The sequence below is a fragment of the Pelagimonas phthalicica genome, assembly GCF_004364805.1.
In the GTDB taxonomy this organism is placed as follows: domain Bacteria; phylum Pseudomonadota; class Alphaproteobacteria; order Rhodobacterales; family Rhodobacteraceae; genus Pelagimonas; species Pelagimonas phthalicica.
Genome location: NZ_SOAP01000005.1, coordinates 1 through 22,330, shown reverse-complemented (window position 1 = coordinate 22,330; position 22,330 = coordinate 1). Strand labels below are relative to the sequence as shown.

Below are 22,330 nucleotides of genomic sequence, written 5' to 3'. Positions count from 1 at the left end.
TTCAGTTGCGCTGTGGCAGCAGACTTGTCGTTCCCACCGACCCGGCATTCACGAGTTGTCGCTCAAGATACATAGGGACATACTCTCCACGCCGCCACAATCGACCAAGATCATCGTAAAAGCGGCTGAGAAAATGGCCCGACTGTCCGGTTGATGCTATGTATACCGAACTGTTTGGATCAGAAAGGTCATAGACCCCACGGAAAGTCGATCCAAAATCAGCTTGGAACGGGTCCTCGGATGCACCCGCAGAAAATCCAAGGAAAAGAGTGGTGTCGCCGCCTGAGAACGGAAGTCGAATGTTTGACATGAAACTGAAACCTCGAGACCAACTCAGGATAGGATGATCAAGTGCGGTTTGATGGGCATCTCCCCACCTCAAAGTACTCAAATCGCCACGCCCAAATGTTTCTTCGAGCCATAACAGTGAATCGTCGAGCGCGAGGCTAGCGATCTGATCACAGGTCTCGATTTCTTCCGATTGAACTACGTCGCACCAGATTGAGGCACCATCGACATCGCGGAACACGCGCTCGAGAAAAAGTGTCTGAATGACAGGCAATCCCTCAGCCATTTTGCTCAACTCGTCGTTTATCAACCGTTGCTGGAGGGCGCGCATCCAAGCGGTATAGATCAGGGGTTCCGCCATGTGCTCGTTCATGTCGCCGTTCCAATCTGCCAGCATTTGCAGAGCTTCGGCACGCCGTCGGGCAAGAGTTCCTTGGGGCGCGGGTGGTTCTGAAAACCACAAGTTCTTGGCGATGAGTGGCAACAGGCCCCTTGCGGCCGGACTGATAGTGTCTTTCTGATACTCAACGAAACCGTCCCGGGTGTGGACGTCGCGCGCCTCAAGCAGCCTCGTAAGGCGACCTAACCTAAAGCTTCGTCCGTCTGCCCAAACAAATTCGGGAGAGGGCGCTTGATTGTCTATGTCGCGATCAATTTGTGTCTGGGAGTTTGGATCGGATAACTCGGCGTCCTCCGAGGTGTCACCTGGGCCAGTCTCAAGCCAGCGGCTTTCCGACAGCCATCCAGGTGCTGGCATAGACCCCGCAAACGCATTTCGAGGATCTCGAATTGGTTGGACGCCAACAAACTGACTTGCGAGATTTTCCTCGTCTGCAATGATCATCTTCATAGCGGGTGCGATGAAGGATCGCATTGCCAAGAACCCTTGATCTGTACTCTTTGCAGTCATCAAACCCATGAGCGCACTTATGGAAGTGTCATTTGTGGACAGGCCGGTCCATGCCAGAGAGGCAATGTGCCCTTCTGGAATGACCGACGATAAACCGAACAAGTCAGATTGAACGATCGGACCGTTTTCGCTTCGCTCCAAGCGAATAGTCACGGGCGCTTCGCCCCGAATGCGTATAACGGAGGGGCGCGAAACGATTGGCCGGGGTCCCGCCGGTGTCAGTACCTCACGAGAGCCTGTGTCGAGTAGCTTCTCAATAAAAAGATCCTGGTCGTCGATGTTTGATGTGGTTCCAGACCATGCCAGACTGCTGTTACGACCTGACAGTATGACCGGCAACCCAGGTATTGTCGCACCGATGACGCCACCGACTTGAAGCTCCAACCCAGCGAGGTACCAGAGCGAAGGTATGGCCAGCTGAGTGTCGAAAATACCGGCAACTACCGCGTTGCCTGAAACGGTTCGGTTGCGGGTGGCAGCCCAGGCAAGCATCGACGAATTGAGATTGGGACTTCTAAGAGGCGACAATCTGCTCAGTTCAGCGGGTTCAAATCGGATGGCGCCGAGACGAGCATTCGGAAACTGGTCAAAGTACCTTGGTATGTTGCGATCATCATTGGCAAATGACGCCGGGAGAAGATCAGAAACGCGTGCGGGAGGAAGGAGCATAGAGAGGCGAGCCCTCAAAACCTCTTCTTGGAATTGACCCGAGCTCTGTAAAGCAAAAAGCTTGAGAATTGCGATGCTGTCCTCTGGTCTCCATGGCGCGATGGAGCTTTCAAACAGAAAGAATTCTGGTGCACCTCGCCCCAACGCACCTTTGTTGATTTCCTCAATCCACGCATTCACCCCTTCCGCATAGGCGTTGAGAGCTTCACGCGTTTTGTCGTCCTGGGCGGAAAGCGAAGAACGAGCGGCCTCGGCCAGATCAAGTCTGCGCATGAAATCGTCATAGGCCAAAGTGCTTCGTCCGAAGAGTTCAGACAAGCGTCCTTGGGCAATTCTTCTCAGAAGGGTCATTTGCCACAGCCTGTCTTGCGCGTGAGCGACTCCAAGCCCAAAAAAGACATCGGGGTCGTTCGTTCCAAAAATGTGTGGAACTGCGTAAGCGTCTCTCACGATATCGACCGGTGCCGATAGACCCTCAACATTGAAACTTGCCGTGTAGTCTGGAATTGATCGAGTCATCAGCCAAATCGCCAACGCGGTCGCAACTATTGTTATGATTGCTGCGGCGATGAACCCTCTAAGCAAAAGTCGGAATAGACGTCTCATCCGTACCATGCCCGCTGACGGTAGCTTCGCAGAACATTCGTCCTTTCAGTAAAGCGCGTACCGAAAAAGGTCGACTTCCAGTTCTTTTTATACGCGAGGTCACAGCTCCGTCTTGAAGATCGGGCGTCGGCTGGCGAGTTCAATATGGCGATTACTTCCGGTTTCGGTCTTTCCATCGCTTGCAGATCCAAAAGACACAAAACAGAGCCAAAATCACAGCGAATACAAAAGCCGCCCATGTGATGCCAAATAGTGAATATGGTTGTCGTCCCGTCGCTGTCACCTTGCATCAACTTCTGCCTCCAAGAAAGAGGTAGAGCAACGTCGATCCACGGCAGTTTCTATCATGAACCCTTGGCTGTTTCGCAGTGCATAAGATCTTTGCAATACACTTGAGATTGGCGGCCAAGTCGCCCGCTGCTATCACGGGGCAATCAGTGAACTAAAAGAGTCTGACTTGGGTGCCGACTTCCGCCAGATCGAACAACTCTGCGATATGCTCGTTGTACAGCCCAATGCACCCATTGGAAGACTGACGCCCGATCTTGCGTGTGTCGCCGGTCCCGTGGACACGGTAATATTGCCAGGAAAGATAGAGCGCGTGTGTGCCGAGAGGGTTGTCCGGGCCCGGTGGCCAGTAGTCAGGCCATTCAGGATTACGCTCCTTCATCGAAGGTGTCGGTCTCCAACTCGGACCTTCCACTTTTTGAACGACCCTTGTGTATCCCCGCCGGGTCAGCTCTTCTGATTGAGGTACGCTCGACGGGTAGAGCTTGTAAATACTTTCGTCCTCAGACCAGAACTGAACGGCTCTTGAATTGATGTCGCAGAGGATCGCCCCATGCTCGAGATTGTCAAAGTGGTCTTGCCATGGCTGAGCGCTGAAGGACGAGATATTCCTGCGTACCGCCGTTCCGGTCGGTTGCTCCACAGACTGGGCCTTTACCAAGGCCGGAAGTCCGATGACGGCGGCGGCTGTTGTTGATAGAAACTGCCTGCGGTTCTTAATTATTCTGCTCACAGCTTTCCTCCATTTTTTTGAGTCGTAAGACCTCTAGTAGCTAGAGGGTCAAGCGATCCGGGAATGACATTTTTGTGAAGCGATTTAGAGAAAGCGGCGGGTTGAAGCCCGATACTCTTCAAATTCAGAACCGTACAGTTCCTTTAGCCACGACTCTTCTGCGAATGGCGCGGCTATCAGAACAAGGATGGCGGCTGTTCCTACAGTGAGCGCCGAGGGTGAAGATGTAAGGATCATCCACCCACCGACAATTGCCATATCGGCCATGTACTGAGGGTTTCGAGAGTAGCGATACATGCCGGTAGTCCTCAACGTGCCTTTAGCTCCGCCAGTTTGCGCTAACCCGAAATGAGCGACTTCAGTCCAGACGACAAAATTGCCAAACAGAATGAGAGGTATCCCGACCCCGAACCGAAGCCAGTTGGGAAGCACCAAAATGCCCCACCCCAAGACGCCAAGCAAAATGAGTACGCCAAACAACGAAAACGTTGGCACCCAGACCAAAATTGGCGTGATCGCCGTGTAACGTTGGGGCGGCCAGATACGACGTTCTGGGTAAACGATCGACCAAAGGATCGAGCCAAGCGTGGCTGCAGCAATTCCCAAACCCACGAAAATCAGGGTGCTTTCCATCACGTTCCGGCCTCTTGATGTCCATAAAGTTGAGCGCCTTTGTGAGCATTCTTCCGATCTTCCAATTCGAGCGTGGAGTGCTGGATGCCGAACTCTTCGGTGAGGCGCGCTTTCACGGCAGCCTTGAGCCCTTCGCCGGATGCGCCATCAATGGTCACTATATGGCAATCCAGTGCCGTCTCGTTCTCTTGCATCTGCCACAGATGAACGTGGTGGACGTCATGGACCCCGTCGACGTCTCTGATTGCGGCAACAACCGCGTCATTGTCGAGGTCAGGTGGACTTCCCAGCATCAGGATGCGAACGGGGCCGCCGATTTCAGTTAGAGCGAGGTAAAGGATGTAGAGCGCGATGCCGATGGTGATCGCAGGATCGACCCACCACATGTCATAGAGCAGGATGAGTGAGCCGCCGATGATCACAGCAACAGAGGCTAGTGCGTCCGAAAGGTTGTGAAGGAAGAGAGCTCGGATGTTCACGCTGCCCTTTTGCATCGAATACGTCAGTAGCGCTGTCAGCGTGTCCACGACCAGCGCCACTGAGCCCAAAATCACCACAGTCCAACCGGCGACTTCGGTCGGTTCGATGAGCCGCATCCCGCCCTCGTAGATCAGATAGACGCCGACGAGGATGAGGGTGGTGTAGTTGATCAAGGCGGCCACAACTTCGATCCGGCCATAGCCGAAGGTCATGCGCTCGTCGGCCGGGCGTCTCGCGATCTTTCGTGCCGCGAAGGCGATCACCAAGGATGCCATGTCCGAGAAATTGTGCAGCGCATCGGCAATGAGCGCGAGACTGCCGGACAAGATCCCACCGACAATCTGCGCAAGCGTCAGAAGAGCGTTGGCCCAGATCGCGATGGAGACACGGCGGTCGCCTGACGCAGGATCTATATGCGCGTGGCCGTGATCATGAGGCATGCCGGGATTCCTCGTGCTGATGATTGGGCAAAGCCAAGCCGGGGATTTGCGGCACTTTACCGGACCTGATCCGGCGCACGCGGGCATTCATCCAATGGCGGATGATGTGGCGGTACAACAAGCCCTTTACGAAGCTGAACGATTGCCCATGGTTCGCGTAAAAGTCGTCAGGCGCGTCGAAGGTGCCGAAGTCCTGAACAATACCAGTCTTCTGGATGTAGGTGTCGCCACCTGTCCACTCCACTGGCGGCGCCTGCAGGCAACCGGTCCCTGCCCCATAACCGCAGAGGCTGAGTGTATCGGAAAATGTGGATTGGAGTGCCGAGAGAAACTCTGAATCCAGAATGAACCCTTCGAGGTTTGCCCAACCCGTCTTGGTCTCCACCTCAACCCATGAGTGAATGATCTCTTCCGGGGCGATCGGATAAACGAGTTCAGGTACGACGCCCCGTTGCAGCTCTTTATGAATCGTGAAGCCGTGAAGGCGGCACCGTACACCGACTGCACGCAACAGGGCCATAAGAAGCGTGCCCTTGGTGTTGCATTGACCAAAACCGTCAGCGAGGACTTCGGCGGCCGAGATGTTGTCTGCGCGGTTGTACCCGAAGGCAATTTCATTGCGCACGAAATCATAAACGGCGCCGATCCGGTCATATGGCGAAAGAGTTTTCCATCCTTTGTCTTCAACCAGTCGTGCAATCGACGGATGGTCGAAATTAAGGATTGGGGTGGCTGCAACAAGCGGGTCACTGGCGGTCAACTGTCATCTCCTCGAATCGTCTGACGCAACATGTAATTGCTATAGTGACTGTAGGTTCAAGCTTAAATATTCTCGCGACGATTCCAACACGCTGTCACAAATCTGATGCGAAAAAGTAGCATTTTCGACCCAGACCCAACCCTCGTTACTGGAGCGAAAGAATGAAGACATTAACAGCGGTATCTGCCCTTGCTATCGCGGTATCAGGCATGGCGACAGCACAAGACCTGCCTCAGGCCGAAAACGAATGGTTCGTATCCGGACAGGAGCGTCTGGCCGAAGAACTGGCAAAGCAGCCCAATACTAACAGGGCTCTCAACATCATTTTGATGATCTCTGACGGCAACGGCGTTGGTACAAACTACGCATCGCGTCTGTTTGCAGGCCAGCAAGAGGGCGGCTTTGGTGATGAGTATGTTCAACCCCAGGAGGCCTTTCCAAACCTCGCTCTGGTCAAGACCTACAACGTCAACGCCCAGACACCGGACAGCGCTGGCACGGGCACGGCCATGATGGCCGGGATCAAAACCAAGGCAGGCATCATCGGTGTGAATGAAAACGTGAACCGCGGCGACTGTTCGACGCTGCCGGGCAATACCGTTTCCTCCATGAACGAACTTATGAGTGAGATGGGAAAAGAAACCGGCATTGTCTCCACAGCGCGCATCACACATGCGACACCGGCCTCGGCCTACGCAAAGACAGTGGACCGCAATTTCGAGGCGTCAGTGCCTGAAGGTTGCGACACCCAGACTGACATTGCGACGCAGCTGATCGAGGCCATGCGTTCCGGGATGATCGACGTCGCCATGGGCGGCGGCATGCGCAACTTTCATGGTGACGAAGGCGGGCGCCGCGAAGACGGGGTCAATCTGATGGACGTAGCCCAAAGCGAACTAGGCGCTCATTTGGCGACCGATCAGGCGTCTTTCGAAAACACCCCTTTGGATGGGACCCCGATCCTCGGGTTGTTTGAAAGCAGCCACATGATGTACGAAGCTGACCGCGAAGACGAACCCAGCCTGGCCGACATGACCGGTGCGGCCATCCAGGCGCTTCAGGCAAAATCGGGGGACAATGGCTTCTTTCTTCAGGTCGAAGCGGGTCGCGTGGACCATGCCAACCACGGCGGCAACCTTGCACGCGCGGTACGTGACCAAAAGGCGTTCTCCGACGCCGTCGCGATCGCTGATGAACTGACGGACGATGCCGACACCCTGATCATCGTGACGGCTGATCATGAACATGCGCTTGCCTTCAATGGTTATTGCGGGCGTGGGTCGGACATCCTTGGCCTGTGCATGGGCATCGACGGCGAAGGCGTGGCGCATACCGGAGAGCCCGAATTGGGAGCCGACAATAAGCCGTTCACCGTCGCCGGCTACCTGAACGGTGCGGGATCGGTTCTGACCGAACAAGCGGATGGTTCTTTCTTTGGTACGCGTCCGGCGCTCACCGAAGAGGCCGCGACAGACCTGGACTATTTGCAGCAGGCGGTGGTTCCCAAGTCCTCCGAAACCCATTCGGGTGAGGATGTCGCCGCCTATGCCAAAGGCCCGTGGGCACACCTTGTCGATGGCACAATTGAACAGAACATGATTTTTCACATCATGAACTATGCCGCGACGGCCGAATAATCTGATTTGGTCTGATCACGACATCCCCAAGAGTTCCGCTCTTGGGGATGTTTTGCTTTTTCGGATGAAGACCAGGGAGATCCGTCCTGGGCTTAGTTTTTCTCGGAAAGTTGAAAAGATGAGTTGATGTAACTAGCTGTTTGATGGAGTAGTTTTGTGTTATCTCGCATCATACTAGGGCTAAATGTGGTCACCACAGCGACTACGCACCAACTGCATTCTACAAACCATCTTGACTCATGCAGGCCGAGGATATCAGGTGCTCGGACTTGGTCCCAAAGCCGATTTGCGGCGGCGGGGTAAATGGGAACGCGGTAGGGACATCAAGTCCTGTCCTGATCCGAGACTGCCCACGCAACTGTGAGCGTTAGCTGCATTCCGAATACCACTGGAGAGATCCGGGAAGGTGGAAATTGCCGCGATGAAGCGCGAGTCAGGAAACCTGCCAGGTACACTGTGACGCCTCTAGGGAGGCATCTTGCACGATGGGTGCAGAAAGGACGAACTAATGCATATTGAACCTGGCGTCGTGGACGGCGCAAAACTCGTACTGGGAACCGCGACTGGCGTTGCCTCAGTTGGAATTGTCGCCAAGCTCGCTGTTGATCACGTGAAGCAGAACGGTAACATCTTAGCTTTGGTCGGACGCTCCGCTGCGGCAAGCGCGATGGTGCTCGGATTCTTTGAATTTCTGCCGCATCCACCTGTTGGAGTGTCAGAAGTACATTTGATACTTGGAACCACACTTTTCCTGATCCTCGGCACAGTTCCAACAGCTATTGGTCTGATCTTTGGTCTTGTCGCGCAAAGCTTCCTGTTTTCACCTTCCGACATTCCGCAGTTGGGAATGAACTTGACTACGCTCATTCTACCAGTTTTGGCGATGGCGGCATTGGCTCAACGAATTATACCGGCCGACACCCCTTACACTGAAGTAACCTATGGCCAAGCCGCGAAGCTATCTGCGGTGTTCCAAGGTGGAATTGTCGCATGGGTGGCATTCTGGGTATTCTACGGGCAAGGATTTACAGCAGAGACCTTAGCAAATGCAGGTGCATTCGCCTCAGTCTACATCATCGTTGTATTGCTTGAACCTATCATTGACCTTGGTGCTCTGGCTTTGGCAAAGACATTCCGGAGGTTCGAGAACACAGGCCTTCCGCACGCCCGGCTCTATCAACCTGCCTAAGGTAATTAGTAACCAAGTACGACCGACCATTGTGGTTTTACACACCGTTTTGGAATGCGAGCAATTGGCGCGACTATGCGCCGATTGCATCGTGGTCGGTCAGACACTCTGAGTGATCGCGCAAGACCTCGAGAACCTTGCAGTCCGCCGTATTGCCTCCGCTGCATTCGTGGATCATGCGCTTCAGCTCGGTGCGAAGCGCTTTCAGCCGATCCATCCTTAGTTCTACTTGTTTGAGTTGTCGCCGGGCGATGGAATCCGCCTCATGGCAAGATCGATCCGGATTGTCACTGAGATCGAGAAGTTCGCGGATCGCCTCCAGCGGAAATCCCAACTGGCGCGCGTGTCGAATAAAGGACAAGCGATCGACTTCGGCGTCACCGTAACGCCGTTGCCCCCCTTCTGTCCGACCCGGTTCGGGCATCAGGCCGATCTGTTCATAGTATCGAATGGTTTGGACTTTTGTTCCGGTCTTCTTTCCCAAGCTTCCAATTGTCAGCATGCAACCTCCATATCTATAGTGTTGGTAGCTATAGCTATTGGCATGCGCAAGCCAGCACTGTAATCACAGGTCCGTGAAGGGCTGCTTCTTAGCCAAGAAATAGCTTGAACCTCTAGCAGCTAGAACATTTAGACTGCTGTAAAAATGGGCGGAATCGGGCGCAATACGACCAATGAGATTTTCTACGTTACAAAAAATGCTTTGGGGACTCGTCACAATCGCGATTGTTGGGTTCATTTGGCTGCAGGTTTCTACCAGAAGCGAACCGCGGGCTGATGATCCTGCGTTCCGGGCGGATTTCGAACTGACCGATCATCAAGGCATGGTGCAGACGGACGAAGACTTCGCCGGGCGCTGGATGCTCGTGTTCTTCGGCTTTGCGAATTGCCCTGATGTGTGCCCAACGACCCTGGCCGAAGTTGCCGCCGTCATGGACGCACTCGGTTCAGATGCAGTGGAGGTTCAGCCTCTGTTTATATCAATTGATCCAGAACGTGACACACCCGAACAACTGGCGGATTTTGTCCCAGCGTTTGACGCAAACATCATTGGGCTGACGGGTACGGCAGATCAGATCAAGCGAACATCGGAAACCTTCCGCGTGTACTTTGAGAAGATCGAGGAGGCGGCTTCGCCCGACGGATACACGATGGGGCATTCGTCTCAGCTGTTCCTCTTTGATCCGCAAGGCGGATATGTGGGGGCCTGGACATATGGCACGCCGGCAGAGGAGATCCTTGCCGATCTGAAGGCGCGGATGTCGCTATGAGCCGGTTGATGGCAAAAGAGACGGCTTTGGCCGCCGCGTGGATCGTCGCTTTGGGAAGTTCCTTGGCCGTGCTCTATATCGGTGAGGTTCTGGGGCAGGCTCCGTGCAGTCTGTGCTGGTTTCAGCGTGCGTTTATGTTCCCTCTGGCCGTCGTGTTGGGCCTCGGTCTCTGGTGGGAGGATCAACGGGTCGGTCGCTACGGCGTTGCGCTCGCCCTCGGTGGCGCTGCCATCGCGCTTTGGCATCTTGGTCTCTATACTGGAGTTTTGCCCGAGCCGATCCAACCCTGCACGGCGACTGGCCCATCCTGCACCGGCGACAATCAGCTGTTTCTTGGAATCCCTATCCCGCTCTTGGCGCTGATTGCCTTTGCGTTTATCGGCTTCTTGTCATTTTTCTCCCTGAAGGAGCCCCGTCCATGAAAAACAAATCCATCGTTCTGTCGGTCTTACTTGTCGGCCTTGCAGTCTTTGCCGCCGCCGTTTGGTATCAGTCCCGCCCTGCCCCGGTCGCTCAGGTTGATCCGGTCCAACCCGAAATCGCCGAAGCACTCATGCGTCCCTACTCACCCATCATGGGACCAGAAGACGCGCCGGTTACAATTGTGGAGTTCTTCGATCCCGCTTGCGAAGCTTGCCGTGCTTTCTATCCGATCATAAAGGACATCATGGCGGAACACGGCGATCAGGTCCGCGTCGTATTGCGATACACCCCATTTCATGGCGCTGCATCGGAAGAGGCGATCCGGGTGATGGAAGCGGCGCGCATGCAGAACGTATATATTCCGGTCAAAGAAGCGATCCTCGAATTTCAGCCACGATGGGCATCCCACGGTGAACCAGCGCCGGGATTGATCCTTGGCATTGCAGAGCAGGCCGGTCTGGACGTAGAAGCCGCACAAAACCAGATGAAAGCGCCCCAGACGCTCGCAATCCTTAATCAGGATCGTGCGGATGTGGAGACAATGGGCGTGCGTCAGACACCAACGTTCTATGTGAATGGCAAACCGCTTGACCCGTTCGGAGCCGACGAGCTGCGCGCCTTGGTTGCGGCCGAAGTCGCGGCGGTCGGGTCGTGATCAAAAGACTGACTTTAGGAGCAAACCTGTGAACTCAACCGTTGCAGCCATCGCACTTGCATTCAGTGCGATTGTCGGATTACCGACCACCTCTTCTGCTGGCTCTGAGGATATTGTCGTTGACGACGCATGGGCCCGCGCGTCCATCGGCATCAACCGTCCAGGTGCGGCCTACATGACACTGCGCAATACCGGCACCGATCCAGTGACATTGGTGGGGCTGGAAACGCCGCTCGCCATGATGCCTGACATTCATGAGACCAAGACGGACGCCAATGGTGTGAGTTCCATGGGCCCAGTCGGTGAAATCACCATCCCAGCGGGCGAAAGTGTTTCGCTGGAACCAGGTGGCATGCATGCCATGCTGATGCGGTTGCAAACCAAGATGGTGGAAGGCGAGACCTTTCCGCTGACATTGACCTTTGCCGATGGCGGGACGCTGACCGTTGATGTGCCCATTCTTGGCATTGCGGCACGTGGGCCGGAGGGCTGATGAGCCGAAGAACTCTCCTTGCTTATGGTGCCGCAATTGCCGGAGTGGCTGCGCTGGCGCTGTTCATCGGCTGGTGGCAGGTGGATGGTCCCGGCGCGCCTGAACCTGTAGCTCAGCGACCCTTGCCGCTCACCCAGATGGACTTTCAGATGACCGATCAAGGCGGTGAAACTGTCGGACCTGCGTCGCTTCTGGGCAATCCATCCATGGTGTTTTTTGGCTTCACATACTGCCCCGATGTGTGCCCCACCACATTGTCGGATATCTCTGGCTGGCTCGACGACCTTGGAGATGATGTTGCGGACATGAACGTCGTGTTCATCACGGTCGATCCAAAACGCGACACTGTTGCGGCTATGGCGGAATATGTCAGCTACTTCCATCCAGCCATCCAGGGTTGGAGGGGTTCACAGGATCAAACAATGCGGGCCGCAGAGGGATTTCGCGCGAGTTATGAAAAGGTCGCCACCGGTGGTGATGACTATACCATGAACCATACGGCGAGCGTCTTCATGTTCGATGCTGAGGGACAGTTTGCCGGCACAATCGATTATCATGAACCAAGAGAATTTGCGGTGCCGAAGATCCGCCGTGTCCTCGCAAGAACCGAAGAAGAAACATCATGAAGCTGAGATATCTCGTCGCAAGTATCGCCGGAACAAGCCTTGCCATCGCATTGATGTTTGGTTTCCAAACCGACTGGAGAAAGGCTCCCGTTCCGGAGGCGCTGGCAGCAGTGTCTGATTGGCAACCGTCACCAATGCGGATGCCCGCACCGCCGGATCAATTGCTTTCAATCTATTCGAACGAGACTTTTGAACCAGTGACAGTCGCATGGAGGCCAGAGCCCCCTGCCTTGCAATTGGCCAGTGTCGCTTTGCCTGAAGTAAAGCCCCCAGTTGAAATCTGGTCAGGGACATTGTCCGCCGGCGAAACCTTGGATGCACTGCTCTCCAAAGCAGGTCTTACTGCAAGCGACCGCGCTGAGGTCGCGCTTGCCTTGGCTGCAGAATACGATCTGCGAAAACTGAAACCCGGATACGGCATTGAAGTCGAAACTTCCTTGTCGGGCACCCCACGCCGCGTCGCGCTTTCGGTGGACGAAGGAGTTCGGATTGAAGCCACGTTTACAGATGAGATTGCGACACGCAGGATTGTTCCCGAGCCAGACTTGATTGTTCGCGCCGCCGATACCACCGTTCAGAATTCGATCTTTGCCACCCTTGCGTCAGCGGATGTCCCGGCTCGGTTTGCAGTGGACCTCGCCGAGATGCTGGGCGGCACCGTGGATTTCCGACGGGATCTGAAAGGGGGCGAACGGCTACAATTGATGTGGCGTGAAACGGTGTTCGAGGATGAAGAGATTAGGCAACCCAGCCTGTCCTTCGCCGCGCTGACGATCGAGGAGACGCTTTATGAAGTCGTCTGGCCCGACGACAAATCCGGAAACGCGACGATTTTTGTTGATGGGGAATTGCTACGGGTGTTTGCACAACCCGTGAAGGGCGCGCGGCTGAGTTCGGTATACGGCAATCGCAGGCACCCGGTTTTTGGGGATGTGCGCATGCACACCGGGGTTGATTTTGCGGCGCCCCAAGGGACGCCAGTCTACGCAACGGCACCGGGCCGCATCTCGTTTATTGGGCGACGCCGCGGCTATGGGCGCGTGGTCGAGATTGCACATGGTTCAGACACCATGACACGATACGCACATCTCAGCGACGTCCCGGAGGGACTGGGCGTTGGAGATAGAGTCGCCGCAGGTGACAATATTGGCAGTGTCGGCGCCACCGGGACCGCGACTGGTCCAAACCTGCACTACGAAGTGCGCGTAGACGGTCGCCCGACAGACCCGATGTCAGAAGAACGGCTTGCCGCGGCGGCAAGCCAAGTCGAGACCAACACCAGCATTTTGGTCCGTCTTGAAACTGTTCGCGCGCAGTTCACGGGTTTGCTTGACCAGGAAGTTGCCGCCGCGACTTCAGAAAGACTGTAGATCATGAAACTATTCACGTTTGCCACAGTGTTCTCACTCAGCCTCGCCGCGCAGGCGATCGCCGAAGCCACGCCGATTGATGTCAAAAAGACCAATGGCTGCGGGTGCTGCCTCGCCTGGATGGATCATCTTGAGGAGAACGGATTTGCGCCGAGTGGACAAGATATGTTTGCAGGGCTGCTTGTTCGTTTCAAACTCGACAGCGGAGTCCCCCAACGCATGGTGTCCTGTCATACAGGCCTTATCGACGGGTACGTGATCGAGGGCCATGTGCCCGCAGATGATATTCGCAGGTTGCTCAGCGAGAGACCGGACGCTGTCGGCCTCGCGGTGCCAGGGATGCCGCTTGGCTCCCCCGGCATGGACCAGAGCCGCTGGCGCGAAGCTTATGACGTGTTTCTCATCAACAACGATGGAACGACGGAAGTGTTTGCCAGCTATCCCGGCGATTGAGGGCTCGCACTATTCAATTCAAAGACGCCCATTCCCGCGTCACTTTGCGGTCCCTGAGCAGCGTGAAGGCCAGAGCATGAAACACACGATAACTCTCGGGCTGGTGAGCACACTCAGTGCTGTCGTCGTGGATCAGGCGAGTAAAATGGCTGTCGTCGCAAACGCTTCTACACTGAGCTCCGGTGTTTCCGTCTTTCCTGGTTTCAATCTAGTCTACCATCGCAATGATGGCGTGACTTTTGGTCTGTTAAATGGTGCGCCATGGTGGGGGCTAGTATTACTGGCAACGGTTGTATGCCTATGGCTCGTAGTCCTGATGTTCAGAACGAAAGAAGAGGGCGAGGCCGTGGCCCATGGCCTGATCATTGGCGGAGCCTTGGGGAATGTTATTGATCGGATCAGAGTAGGCTCCGTCACCGATTTTCTGGACTTTTATGTTTGGGATCTGCATTGGCCAGCCTTCAACCTCGCAGACACCGCTATTTTTTGCGGTGTCGCCCTGCTGCTGGCCTGGCCGGGGTTGAAGAAAACCCAGACCGAGCAATGACAGAAACCGCCGGAGAGAAGGCCGCATTTCGGAAGGTCGCCCTTGTGCTTTCGCTAGCTCACGCCGCAGCAATTGTTTGTCTTGGTGCGCTGACCGTCCTGACCCTTCCGCCTTTCTCATTTTTGATACTTGCTCCGGCGACCTACGGTGGCTTATTTTTTATTTTGCGAGGGCTTCGCCCATTTCGCGCTGCGGTCACGGGTTGGACTTTTGGTCTGGGATATTTCGCCGGTGGGATCTTCTGGATCGCGGAGAGCTTTTTTGTGGATGCGGATCGCTTTGGTCTGCTTGCCATACCTGCCGTCGCTGGGTTGAACGCGCTGCTTGCGTTCTTTCCCGCGCTGGCCTCGTTCGCGTTTGCTCTGCTGGCGCGGTCGCGATTGTCTGAAGGTCTGGCCAGCCCTCTGCTCTTTGCAACATGCTGGACCGCCGCCGAATGGTTGCGCGGGCATGTCCTGACGGGATTCCCCTGGAACCTGTCAAGTTATGCGCTCGTCGAATATGAGCCGCTGCGGCAACCGGCGGCGTGGATTGGCAGTTACGGTCTCGGCTTTCTCTTTGTTTTTCTGGTTGTTCTGCCAACCCATCTGATTGCCAGTCGCAATAGTAGACGTCCGTGGGGCCTGGTCTTGGCGCTTGGGTTTGCCGCAAGCCTTTGGGGTGCAGGGCAAACCCGTCTCTGGCTTGGCATAGAAGAGCCGACGAACATCACTGTTCGGATTGTTCAGGGAAACGTGCCGCAGCAAGACAAGTGGCGTCCGGAACTGCGAGAAGAAACCGTATCACGGTACATTGACCTGTCGAGCCAGGGTGACGTTCCTGACATCGTATTGTGGCCTGAAACGGCCTATCCGGGATTTCTGGACGAAGTTGAAGCAGATCGTCAGAGGATCATGCGCGCGCTCCCCCAATCAAGCATCCTCATGACCGGTGTGCCAGACCGGGTCGCGTCGGGCGCCAACACCCTCTACTTCAATACCGTCCAGGCATATGACACAAAGGGGCGCAGCCTTGGTGGCTATGCGAAACACAAACTGGTTCCTTTCGGCGAGTATGTTCCTTTTCGAGAGTGGTTACCGTTTGAGCGTCTGACCAAAAGTCTTGGAGATTTTACACCGGGCCCAGGGCCACGCACCTTAGCCTTGCCTGGAATACCTTTTGTTGGCATTGCGATCTGCTACGAGATCATTTTTCCGGGTCACGTGGTCGACGATGCCATTCGACCGGATTGGATATTCAATGCCACAAACGATGCATGGTTCGGAACATCGATCGGACCGGAGCAGCATATGGCGGCCGCACGGATGCGCGCCGTCGAAGAAGGCTTACCAGTGCTTCGCGCCGCGAACACTGGCATTTCCGCAGTCATTGATGCCAGAGGCCGCGTCTTGGCCAGTCTGGGCCTTGAACAGACGGGAGTCCTAGACCTACTTCTGCCCCCTGCCCTGCCACGTACACTTTATGCGCGCTTCGGTGACTGGACACTTTTGCCACTGGTTTTGGCATGTTGGTTTCTTTTTGTCGGCCTCCGCGTGATCCCGTCTCTCACAATGCGGTTTTTTAGCCACTTGGAAAGGAGGCTGACGTGATTGTAATCGTCATGACATTGTTAGGGGCGTTTTGGGGCGCATACCTCGCAAAAAAACGCAAAGGCAATCGACTTGATATTGCTCAACATGCGGCGAGCTGCGCAATCCTATTTTGTTTGATCGGATTGTTCGCCACGATCATGATCGCCCGGGCTCTAGGATAGTCTGGTCGTTGGGCGGCGTTGTGGACATGGACCATTTTGGAGCGCTTCTAGCAACCCTCGTAAGTTTGAGTGTGTTGGTCGTTCTTACAATACGCGGATATCCTATTTACAGTCGTTCGGTCAGGCCAAAGTCGCATGTGCGCCTCGGTCTTTTTTTGGCGGGTCTAGGCATAGCAGGTGGTGCTTTTTTTGGTCCCCTCCCTGATCTTGGTCATCAATACTTCTTCGTGCATCAAGCCGAACACTTGGTGGCAAGGCTGCTAGGACCGATGCTCATCGCCTTGTCGCAGCCGGGCGGTTGGTTAGCCGCCGGTCTTTCAAGAAGATGGCGGAGTCAGATCAACAGAGTTCTGTGCTCGCAGGTGGTGCGTGCAGTGCGAAGTCCAGTCCCAGCAACGTTTCTGCTCATCGCGTCACTCTATATTTGGCAGCTGCCCGGGGCCTATTCATCTGCCCAAGCCCGTGAGACACTAGAATTCGTCGCTCATTTCGGCATGGTTGCAGCTGGAATATCATACTTTTCAGCAGTATTCGGTCCCGGTAGCGTTGTCGGCGGCTGGCCCTATGGCGCGAGACTGATTACTGCATTCGTGGTCATTGTATCGAACATACTTCTTGGCGCACTAATCACTTTGAAAGAGGTCTCTTTGTACAGCGGCGCACCGATGTCATTTTCGGCTGGCACGCGTTTCGGATTGTCGGACGAAACCACAGGTGGCTATATCATCTGGGTCCCCTCTTCCATGCTCATGATCGTCACGGTTCTGCTCATCATGAATGGATGGAACAAGTTTGAAGAGGTGCGATGGCAGCGTCGGCATGAACGGCGTGATTCCAATTCGGCCGTGCTGGAGTTTCCTGAAACAGCGTATGAGTTGAAACTCAAGACCGCCGGGCCCAATCGAAGGATGGGGCGAACCCTTGCGATCGGGTCCCTTTCGATGTTCGCGATTGTTCTGGCGACGGCGATAACCGTGCTGCAACTTTACTGAACACCGCGATTTGATGGCACAGCCTGTCTTTGGCCAAGGATCAACCGGGCCTCTTAATATGTTTCTCAAACGCCAACAGCGTCGCCTCGCTGACGTGGTGTTCGATGCCTTCGGCATCACGCTCGGCCGTTACTTCGTCAATCCCGAGGCTTTGCAGAAATGCGACCACGATCCTGTGGCGCCGGCGGCAGGCCTCAGCGAGAGCCTGGCCTCTTTCGGTCAGGAAAACCGAGCGATATTTTTCACGGCGCACCAGCCCTGCTTGCTTCAGGCGCGAGATGTTCTTGGTCACCGTCGGTGCTTTGACCCCCAGCCGTTCGGCAATGTCGACCGGTCGCGCCTCCCCATGGGCTTCAATCAACTCCGCGATCAGCTCCACATAATCTTCCGCCATCTCGCTTTCATGCGCATTGCGCACATGCGCGAACCCGTCGGCCTGGGCTTCGGGATCGCGGGAATCAGGCATGAAATCTTCACGCGTCTGTGATGCGCCGGGCGACATGACAGGACTTTGCCTGAAGGTTGATGGATTGACAACAAGTTGGCTTTGGGTAGATAAGTTAGACGCGTCTAACTTTTTGAGGGGAGCCATCTGTGATCCAGCACGTCCTGCGCGTGATCCTGTTCGTGATTGTCACCTCTTTGGCGGTGACGGGTCCGTCCTTTGCAACACCAGCCAAGGAAGCCCCCTGGCTGCCCGAAGCGGCAGCCTATCGGTTGACGCTGTTTCTGGGCAATCTCGCGCCGGTCCCGTGGTATAAGGTGGAGCAAGCCTGGTCCGAGCCCTATCATGGCTCGGAGTATCGCCTCGGAGCACTTGCCTGGTTGGACCGAGAAAGCGCCGTTGATGTCGGTGACTTGACCGACGCTATCGGCTGGCAGGATCGGCATGCCGTTCATGTGGCGGCCACCCGCCTCATTGCGCTGAGAATCGAAGAAGAGCTGGACGCGGCCACTGCTGCAGACAACCCGGCGGTATCGCAACGGGCAGTGGCAACTGCCAAGGAGCTCTACCGCGCGTTCGCTGACCATATCAAAGCCGCGGACCCTGATGCGGCCCGGACATTGGGTCGGGCGTGGTTGGAACTCAACAATGCCACAGGCTCGGCGGGCGTGCTCGGTGCCGGTGCCAAGGAACAGGATAGCGACGCAATGACCACCGCGCGCGCGGTGATTTCAGCCTACCTGGCAGAAAATTACCTCGTCGCGGATCCTGCCCCGCGCCAGACGCTGACTGCCGTGCCCGAGGCGATTGCCCGAACCGGACAGCCGGTTGAATTGCCCGCCGCTCTGCCCCCCGGCTCAGACATCTTCGATCAGGACCCTCTACCACTTCTCGTGCTCAATTTCGAGGAGCAGGGGATCGACGAAACCGACCTGCCCCTCATCGCCTACGGTGACATGCTGTTCGACAGTGCCGAGATATTCGGCGGACCGGCCCGCGATCTGGGCATAGCCTGTTCGACTTGTCACAATCGCTCGGACATCAATCAGCGATTTTTCATTCCCGGTGCCAGTCACCAGCCCGGAGCAGTCGACGTGGATGGCGCTTTCTTCAACCCGATGTTCAACGACCGCCGCGATGATCCGATCGATATCCCAAGCCTGCGCGGGCTGCGCTTTACCGGACCTTACGGGCGAGACGGTCGTTTCGCGTCGCTGCGGGATTTCTCCCGCAACGTGATCGTCAATGAATTCGCTGGCGAAGAACCCACACCCTTCATGCTGGACGCACTCGTGGCCTACATGACCGAGTTCGATTTCCTGCCCAATTCCCTGGTCACCGGCGACGGCCAGTTGACGGAGGCCGCGCCGGATGCTGCGCGGCGTGGCGAAGAGGTATTCAACCGCCCCTTCGTCGGAATGGGCAACCAATCCTGTGCCAGCTGCCATACGCCATCCGGCAACTTTCTTGATCGCAAATCGCACGACATCGGATCGGTGGCTGCGGCTTACGAAGGGTCACATGCAGGTGCCCTCGACACGCCCACCTTGCTCGGTACGCTCTACACAGCGCCGTATTTCCACGACGGTGCCCTGCCGACGCTGGCAAGTGTTGTGGATTGGTTCGACGAGACAAAGAACCTTGGCCTGACCGATGCCGAGCGGTCGGACCTGACCGCCTATCTGGAAACGGTTGGCGCAGCCGATGAGCCATACGAGGCTTTCGATACCGCGAACACGCCCTTCCGTCTGGCCTTCGCCGAACTCACGACCTTTGCCTCGACGCTCGACACGCTTCTACCGAAACGCGATGCGCAGCACATCCTGGTCCTGACCGACACGGTTGCGGCCGATCTTGCGGCCGATGCAGGCACGATGGCCAATCTTTCGTCGCGGCCCGAGGTCTACGCACTGGCCGAGCGCTTGGCAGAGGTCGGCGCAGCCGTTCGGGCAGAGAACTGGGCGGCCGCGGAAACGAGTTGGAGTCTGTTCAAGACGGATGCCGCCGCCATAGAAGAAAAGGCGTTTTGATGATGCCTCGCTTGAATCGCCGTCACCTTCTTATTCTCGCAGCGGCCGGTCTTGTCTCGCAGCCGATGCCTGCTCTGGCGCAGTCTGACCCGTTGCGCCTGGCCTTTATACCGCAGGAGAACCCCGACAAGCTTCTGGGCGATATCAAGGCGATCACCGCCTGGCTTTCGTCTGAAATCGGTGTGCCAGTCGAAGGGTTCGTTACCATCGACCACGCGGCGGCCGTCGAAGCATTGCGCAACGGCGATGCCGATATTTCCTTTATGGGTGCCCTACCCTTCGTTCTGGCCGAAAGGGAAATCGGTGCCATCCCGCTCTTGTCAGAGGTCTACCGCGATACGCCCAGTTATACGGGCCGCGTCTTTGTGCGCCGTGACAGCGGCTTCAAGATGCTGGCCGATCTGGAAGGTCGCGACATCGCCTTTGCCGACCCGATTTCGGAATCGGGATACATGTACCCCCTGGCCGAGTTTGAGCGCGCAGGCCTGGTATCCAGCCCGGATGCGGCAGAGGACTTCTTTGGCCGCATTTTCTTTGCCGGTGGCTACCAACAGGCAATGCAGGCGATGGCGGAGGGCCTGGTCGATGCAGCCGGGGCCAGCCAATACGCCGACCTTCTTCTCACCCCCGAGCAGCAATCTCAGGTTACTTGGATCGCGGAAAGCGATGCCATTCCAAGCCATGTCGTCATCGCACGTCCCGAACTGGACGCGGAGCTTCGCGAGAACTTCGTTGCCGCGATGATGAAGCTCAACATGCCAGAACACCGCGACAAACTCCGCTATCTCTACGGCCCGGATGGCTATGTCGAAGCCGACCCTTCGGTGTTCGACGGTGTGCGGACTATGGCGCAGCGCTTCGGATTACTATGATGCAGAACGCCATTCACATCGACGATCTGAGCTTCGGCCATCACGGTGCTGAGCAGCGCGCCATCGATCAGGTGTCCCTGCACATAGCCGCCGGGGAGTGCGTTGCCCTTCTTGGTCCTTCCGGAGCAGGCAAGACCACGCTTTTGACGTTGCTGGATGGACGGTTGCGCGATTGGCAAGGGCGGGTCTCTGTCCTTGGTGTACCATTCGAACCCAACCGTGCGCTGCCCTTGGAAAAGCGCGCTGAAACAGGTTTCATCTTTCAGGAGTTTGCGCTTGTCGAACGATCGACAGTGATGCGCAACGTCTTGAACGGCAGGCTGGGCCGGATGCCCGGCTGGCGCGCGTTGCTTGGCAACGTGTCGAAGTCCGACATGGACATAGCCCGATCGGCACTCTCCGACTGCGGCATCGCGGACCTCGCAGACCGGCGCGTGGACTCGCTCAGTGGCGGCCAGCGCCAGCGGGTGGCAATTGCCCGTTGTCTCGCACAAGAGCCTAAGCTGATCTTCGCGGACGAGCCGGTCAGCAACCTTGATCCGTCCAGAGCAGCGGACATCCTGACACTTCTCACCAGCGCCGCCCAGGCACGTGGGGCAACGACTGTGTTCTCGTCGCATCAACCGGAACTGGCACGGCGTTTTGCCGACCGTATCATCGGAATGCGCAACGGGCGGATCGTCTTTGATGTCGCGACGCACGATCTGACGGATGACGCGACGGCGGCGCTCTATGACGACACCGACCCGGCATCCGGCGCACGGCTCAAGGTCGTAAGCTGATGCGGTCGCGCAATCTGGGCGGGTTCTGGGCCGGGATGTTGGTTGCCGGTGTGGTGCTGTGGTCGCTGATCACCACCGATGTCGAACTGTCCCGACTGCTGTCTGCAGGCCCTCGCATTGCGGATTTCCTTGGCCGCATGTTCCCGCCGGATCCGACCGTTATGGATGAGATCTGGAAGGGGAGCGCCGAGACGCTGCGGATCGCGATCCTCGGTACTGTCGGTGCGGTGATCCTTTCCGTTCCGCTTGGCATCCTCGCCTCCGAGACGATGGTGTCGGCAACGGTGCACCGGCCGATCCGCACTGTTCTGGCATTTATTCGCGCGATCCCGCTGATCCTGGTGGCAATGCTGATGGTGGGCGCGGTTGGGCTGGGGCCATTGCCCGGCATCATCGCGGTGGCGCTCCACGCGACAGGCATGCTGGCCAAATTCTACGCCGAAGCGATCGATGGTGTGTCCCGCGCTCCGATTTCCGCTTTGGAAAGTGCCGGAGCCGGGCCGTTGCTGCGTTTACGCCATGCGATCTGGCCGCAAATGGCCCCTGTTGTAGCGCGGGACACGATCTTTCGGTTCGAGCTGAACCTGCGCGAGTCTCTGATCCTTGGCATTGTCGGGGCAGGTGGAATCGGGTTCTACATTCAGACCTATGTGCGCTCGTTCCAATACGACAAGGCCGCAAGCGTGACGATTGCAGTGGTCATCATGGTGATCGCCATTGAAGGGATCAATGTTGCGCTGCGCCGCCGGTTTGCCTGATCCGGTTGAGCTTCAGTGAGTCTCAGAAGCTGCTAGGCATAAATCTCGATAGGTGTCCCATCGCGCACCATTGCATAGACATCTTCGACCTGCCGATCGGTGACCGAGATGCATCCAGCCGTCCAGTCCCGCTGTCGCGTTGCCCTTAAATCTGAGACACGACGCGTTCGGGGATATTTTTTGCCCTTAATTATGAGATTCCACTGCCATCGCGCCTATGCTTTTCG

General features: G+C 56.4%; 23 protein-coding genes, 1 pseudogene and 1 riboswitch. Of the genes and pseudogenes, 16 read left to right on the top strand and 8 right to left on the bottom strand.

Annotated elements, in window-relative coordinates:
- Window position 1: 1 nt before the first annotated feature.
- The 5 genes from CLV87_RS21980 to CLV87_RS21960 form a co-directional block, all read right to left on the bottom strand.
- Complete coding sequence (locus CLV87_RS21980; RefSeq protein ID WP_099249507.1) at window positions 2–2,473, bottom strand: penicillin acylase family protein; 2,472 nt, start codon at window positions 2,471–2,473, stop codon at window positions 2–4.
- Between the two features lie 442 nt (window positions 2,474–2,915).
- Entirely contained in the window at window positions 2,916–3,437 is a 522-nt protein-coding gene (locus CLV87_RS21975) for a L,D-transpeptidase (protein ID WP_370399028.1), read from the bottom strand.
- A 141-nt stretch (window positions 3,438–3,578) separates the two neighbouring features.
- Window positions 3,579–4,127: a methyltransferase family protein gene (locus CLV87_RS21970; protein WP_099249509.1), complete on the bottom strand. Its 549-nt coding sequence runs from the start codon at window positions 4,125–4,127 to the stop codon at window positions 3,579–3,581.
- Window positions 4,127–5,047, bottom strand: a complete 921-nt coding sequence (locus CLV87_RS21965) for a cation diffusion facilitator family transporter (RefSeq protein WP_099249511.1) — start codon at window positions 5,045–5,047, stop codon at window positions 4,127–4,129. The genes CLV87_RS21970 and CLV87_RS21965 overlap by 1 nt, the downstream gene beginning before the upstream one ends.
- Window positions 5,037–5,807 carry a transglutaminase-like domain-containing protein gene (locus CLV87_RS21960; protein ID WP_058314120.1) on the bottom strand — a complete coding sequence of 257 codons (771 nt, stop codon included), beginning with the start codon at window positions 5,805–5,807 and terminating at the stop codon, window positions 5,037–5,039. The genes CLV87_RS21965 and CLV87_RS21960 overlap by 11 nt, the downstream gene beginning before the upstream one ends.
- Before the next feature lie 161 nt (window positions 5,808–5,968).
- On the opposite strand from CLV87_RS21960, the gene CLV87_RS21955 reads away from it, so the two are divergent.
- Together CLV87_RS21955 and CLV87_RS21950 are read left to right on the top strand one after the other, a co-directional pair.
- A complete protein-coding gene (locus CLV87_RS21955) occupies window positions 5,969–7,444 on the top strand; it encodes an alkaline phosphatase (protein WP_058314121.1) in 1,476 nt (491 codons plus the stop codon).
- A 253-nt stretch (window positions 7,445–7,697) separates the two neighbouring features.
- A riboswitch (cobalamin riboswitch) is annotated at window positions 7,698–7,908 on the top strand.
- Between the two features lie 44 nt (window positions 7,909–7,952).
- Window positions 7,953–8,633 (top strand): energy-coupling factor ABC transporter permease, encoded by a 681-nt coding sequence (locus CLV87_RS21950; RefSeq protein WP_058314122.1) that lies wholly within the window; start codon window positions 7,953–7,955, stop codon window positions 8,631–8,633.
- A gap of 73 nt (window positions 8,634–8,706) precedes the next feature.
- Here the strand turns inward: CLV87_RS21950 and CLV87_RS21945 are convergent, their stop codons facing one another.
- Complete coding sequence (locus tag CLV87_RS21945) at window positions 8,707–9,135, bottom strand: MerR family transcriptional regulator (RefSeq protein ID WP_058314123.1); 429 nt, start codon at window positions 9,133–9,135, stop codon at window positions 8,707–8,709.
- 172 nt (window positions 9,136–9,307) lie between these two features.
- Between CLV87_RS21945 and CLV87_RS21940 the strand changes: the two genes are divergently transcribed.
- The 10 genes from CLV87_RS21940 (at window position 9,308) to CLV87_RS21895 (ending at window position 17,216) form a co-directional block, all read left to right on the top strand.
- The gene (locus CLV87_RS21940) at window positions 9,308–9,904 is read left to right on the top strand and encodes an SCO family protein (RefSeq protein ID WP_099249513.1); all 597 of its coding nucleotides are present in this window, start codon (window positions 9,308–9,310) and stop codon (window positions 9,902–9,904) included.
- Entirely contained in the window at window positions 9,901–10,326 is a 426-nt protein-coding gene (locus CLV87_RS21935; RefSeq protein WP_058314125.1) for a disulfide bond formation protein B, read from the top strand. The genes CLV87_RS21940 and CLV87_RS21935 overlap by 4 nt, the downstream gene beginning before the upstream one ends.
- Window positions 10,323–10,982 carry a DsbA family protein gene (locus CLV87_RS21930; RefSeq protein ID WP_099249515.1) on the top strand — a complete coding sequence of 220 codons (660 nt, stop codon included), beginning with the start codon at window positions 10,323–10,325 and terminating at the stop codon, window positions 10,980–10,982. The genes CLV87_RS21935 and CLV87_RS21930 overlap by 4 nt, the downstream gene beginning before the upstream one ends.
- 49 nt (window positions 10,983–11,031) lie before the next feature.
- A complete protein-coding gene (locus tag CLV87_RS21925) occupies window positions 11,032–11,475 on the top strand; it encodes a copper chaperone PCu(A)C (protein WP_235872036.1) in 444 nt (147 codons plus the stop codon).
- Complete coding sequence (locus CLV87_RS21920; RefSeq protein ID WP_058314128.1) at window positions 11,475–12,101, top strand: SCO family protein; 627 nt, start codon at window positions 11,475–11,477, stop codon at window positions 12,099–12,101. Before CLV87_RS21925 ends, CLV87_RS21920 begins: the two co-directional genes overlap by 1 nt.
- Window positions 12,098–13,471, top strand: coding sequence for a M23 family metallopeptidase (locus tag CLV87_RS21915; protein WP_058314129.1), 1,374 nt, complete (start codon window positions 12,098–12,100; stop codon window positions 13,469–13,471). The genes CLV87_RS21920 and CLV87_RS21915 overlap by 4 nt, the downstream gene beginning before the upstream one ends.
- Before the next feature lie 3 nt (window positions 13,472–13,474).
- Window positions 13,475–13,924 carry a DUF411 domain-containing protein gene (locus tag CLV87_RS21910; RefSeq protein ID WP_058314130.1) on the top strand — a complete coding sequence of 150 codons (450 nt, stop codon included), beginning with the start codon at window positions 13,475–13,477 and terminating at the stop codon, window positions 13,922–13,924.
- A gap of 76 nt (window positions 13,925–14,000) precedes the next feature.
- Complete coding sequence (gene lspA / locus CLV87_RS21905) at window positions 14,001–14,471, top strand: signal peptidase II (RefSeq protein WP_058314131.1); 471 nt, start codon at window positions 14,001–14,003, stop codon at window positions 14,469–14,471.
- Window positions 14,468–16,060 (top strand): apolipoprotein N-acyltransferase, encoded by a 1,593-nt coding sequence (lnt, locus tag CLV87_RS21900; RefSeq protein WP_082625812.1) that lies wholly within the window; start codon window positions 14,468–14,470, stop codon window positions 16,058–16,060. Before lspA ends, lnt begins: the two co-directional genes overlap by 4 nt.
- A gap of 190 nt (window positions 16,061–16,250) precedes the next feature.
- On the top strand, window positions 16,251–17,216 hold the full coding sequence (locus CLV87_RS21895; RefSeq protein ID WP_058314133.1) for a cytochrome c oxidase assembly protein: 966 nt from the start codon (window positions 16,251–16,253) through the stop codon (window positions 17,214–17,216).
- 40 nt (window positions 17,217–17,256) lie between these two features.
- On the opposite strand, the gene mntR is transcribed toward CLV87_RS21895, so the two are convergent.
- A complete protein-coding gene (mntR, locus tag CLV87_RS21890) occupies window positions 17,257–17,718 on the bottom strand; it encodes a manganese-binding transcriptional regulator MntR (protein ID WP_058314134.1) in 462 nt (153 codons plus the stop codon).
- A 92-nt stretch (window positions 17,719–17,810) separates the two neighbouring features.
- Here mntR and CLV87_RS21885 point away from each other — a divergent pair, with 92 nt between their 5' ends.
- The 4 genes from CLV87_RS21885 to phnE are packed head-to-tail and all read left to right on the top strand — an operon-like array spanning window position 17,811 to window position 22,103.
- The gene (locus CLV87_RS21885) at window positions 17,811–19,691 is read left to right on the top strand and encodes a cytochrome c peroxidase (RefSeq protein ID WP_082625813.1); all 1,881 of its coding nucleotides are present in this window, start codon (window positions 17,811–17,813) and stop codon (window positions 19,689–19,691) included.
- 2 nt (window positions 19,692–19,693) lie between these two features.
- Window positions 19,694–20,563, top strand: coding sequence for a phosphate/phosphite/phosphonate ABC transporter substrate-binding protein (locus CLV87_RS21880; RefSeq protein WP_235872019.1), 870 nt, complete (start codon window positions 19,694–19,696; stop codon window positions 20,561–20,563).
- Entirely contained in the window at window positions 20,563–21,345 is a 783-nt protein-coding gene (locus CLV87_RS21875) for a phosphonate ABC transporter ATP-binding protein (RefSeq protein ID WP_058314160.1), read from the top strand. Before CLV87_RS21880 ends, CLV87_RS21875 begins: the two co-directional genes overlap by 1 nt.
- Window positions 21,345–22,103, top strand: coding sequence for a phosphonate ABC transporter, permease protein PhnE (gene phnE / locus CLV87_RS21870; RefSeq protein WP_037207702.1), 759 nt, complete (start codon window positions 21,345–21,347; stop codon window positions 22,101–22,103). Before CLV87_RS21875 ends, phnE begins: the two co-directional genes overlap by 1 nt.
- A 32-nt stretch (window positions 22,104–22,135) precedes the next feature.
- On the opposite strand, the pseudogene CLV87_RS24215 reads toward phnE, so the two are convergent.
- Window positions 22,136–22,243, bottom strand: a pseudogene (locus tag CLV87_RS24215) (L,D-transpeptidase family protein); the annotation flags it as partial.
- Window positions 22,244–22,330 lie beyond the last annotated feature (87 nt).

Bases quoted from the DNA above. Each gene is read 5' to 3' on its own strand.
- CLV87_RS21875 (WP_058314160.1), top strand. From the start codon at position 20,563: ATGCAGAACGCCATTCACATCGACGATCTGAGCTTCGGCCATCACGGT.
- lspA (WP_058314131.1), top strand. From the start codon at position 14,001: ATGAAACACACGATAACTCTCGGGCTGGTGAGCACACTCAGTGCTGTC.
- CLV87_RS21880 (WP_235872019.1), top strand. From the start codon at position 19,694: ATGCCTCGCTTGAATCGCCGTCACCTTCTTATTCTCGCAGCGGCCGGT.
- CLV87_RS21930 (WP_099249515.1), top strand. From the start codon at position 10,323: ATGAAAAACAAATCCATCGTTCTGTCGGTCTTACTTGTCGGCCTTGCA.
- CLV87_RS21910 (WP_058314130.1), top strand. From the start codon at position 13,475: ATGAAACTATTCACGTTTGCCACAGTGTTCTCACTCAGCCTCGCCGCG.
- CLV87_RS21945 (WP_058314123.1), bottom strand. From the start codon at position 9,135: ATGCTGACAATTGGAAGCTTGGGAAAGAAGACCGGAACAAAAGTCCAA.
- CLV87_RS21895 (WP_058314133.1), top strand. From the start codon at position 16,251: ATGGACCATTTTGGAGCGCTTCTAGCAACCCTCGTAAGTTTGAGTGTG.
- CLV87_RS21950 (WP_058314122.1), top strand. From the start codon at position 7,953: ATGCATATTGAACCTGGCGTCGTGGACGGCGCAAAACTCGTACTGGGA.
- CLV87_RS21935 (WP_058314125.1), top strand. From the start codon at position 9,901: ATGAGCCGGTTGATGGCAAAAGAGACGGCTTTGGCCGCCGCGTGGATC.
- CLV87_RS21915 (WP_058314129.1), top strand. From the start codon at position 12,098: ATGAAGCTGAGATATCTCGTCGCAAGTATCGCCGGAACAAGCCTTGCC.
- CLV87_RS21965 (WP_099249511.1), bottom strand. From the start codon at position 5,047: ATGCCTCATGATCACGGCCACGCGCATATAGATCCTGCGTCAGGCGAC.
- CLV87_RS21970 (WP_099249509.1), bottom strand. From the start codon at position 4,127: ATGGAAAGCACCCTGATTTTCGTGGGTTTGGGAATTGCTGCAGCCACG.
- lnt (WP_082625812.1), top strand. From the start codon at position 14,468: ATGACAGAAACCGCCGGAGAGAAGGCCGCATTTCGGAAGGTCGCCCTT.
- CLV87_RS21955 (WP_058314121.1), top strand. From the start codon at position 5,969: ATGAAGACATTAACAGCGGTATCTGCCCTTGCTATCGCGGTATCAGGC.
- phnE (WP_037207702.1), top strand. From the start codon at position 21,345: ATGCGGTCGCGCAATCTGGGCGGGTTCTGGGCCGGGATGTTGGTTGCC.
- CLV87_RS21980 (WP_099249507.1), bottom strand. From the start codon at position 2,473: ATGAGACGTCTATTCCGACTTTTGCTTAGAGGGTTCATCGCCGCAGCA.
- mntR (WP_058314134.1), bottom strand. From the start codon at position 17,718: ATGTCGCCCGGCGCATCACAGACGCGTGAAGATTTCATGCCTGATTCC.
- CLV87_RS21940 (WP_099249513.1), top strand. From the start codon at position 9,308: ATGAGATTTTCTACGTTACAAAAAATGCTTTGGGGACTCGTCACAATC.
- CLV87_RS21920 (WP_058314128.1), top strand. From the start codon at position 11,475: ATGAGCCGAAGAACTCTCCTTGCTTATGGTGCCGCAATTGCCGGAGTG.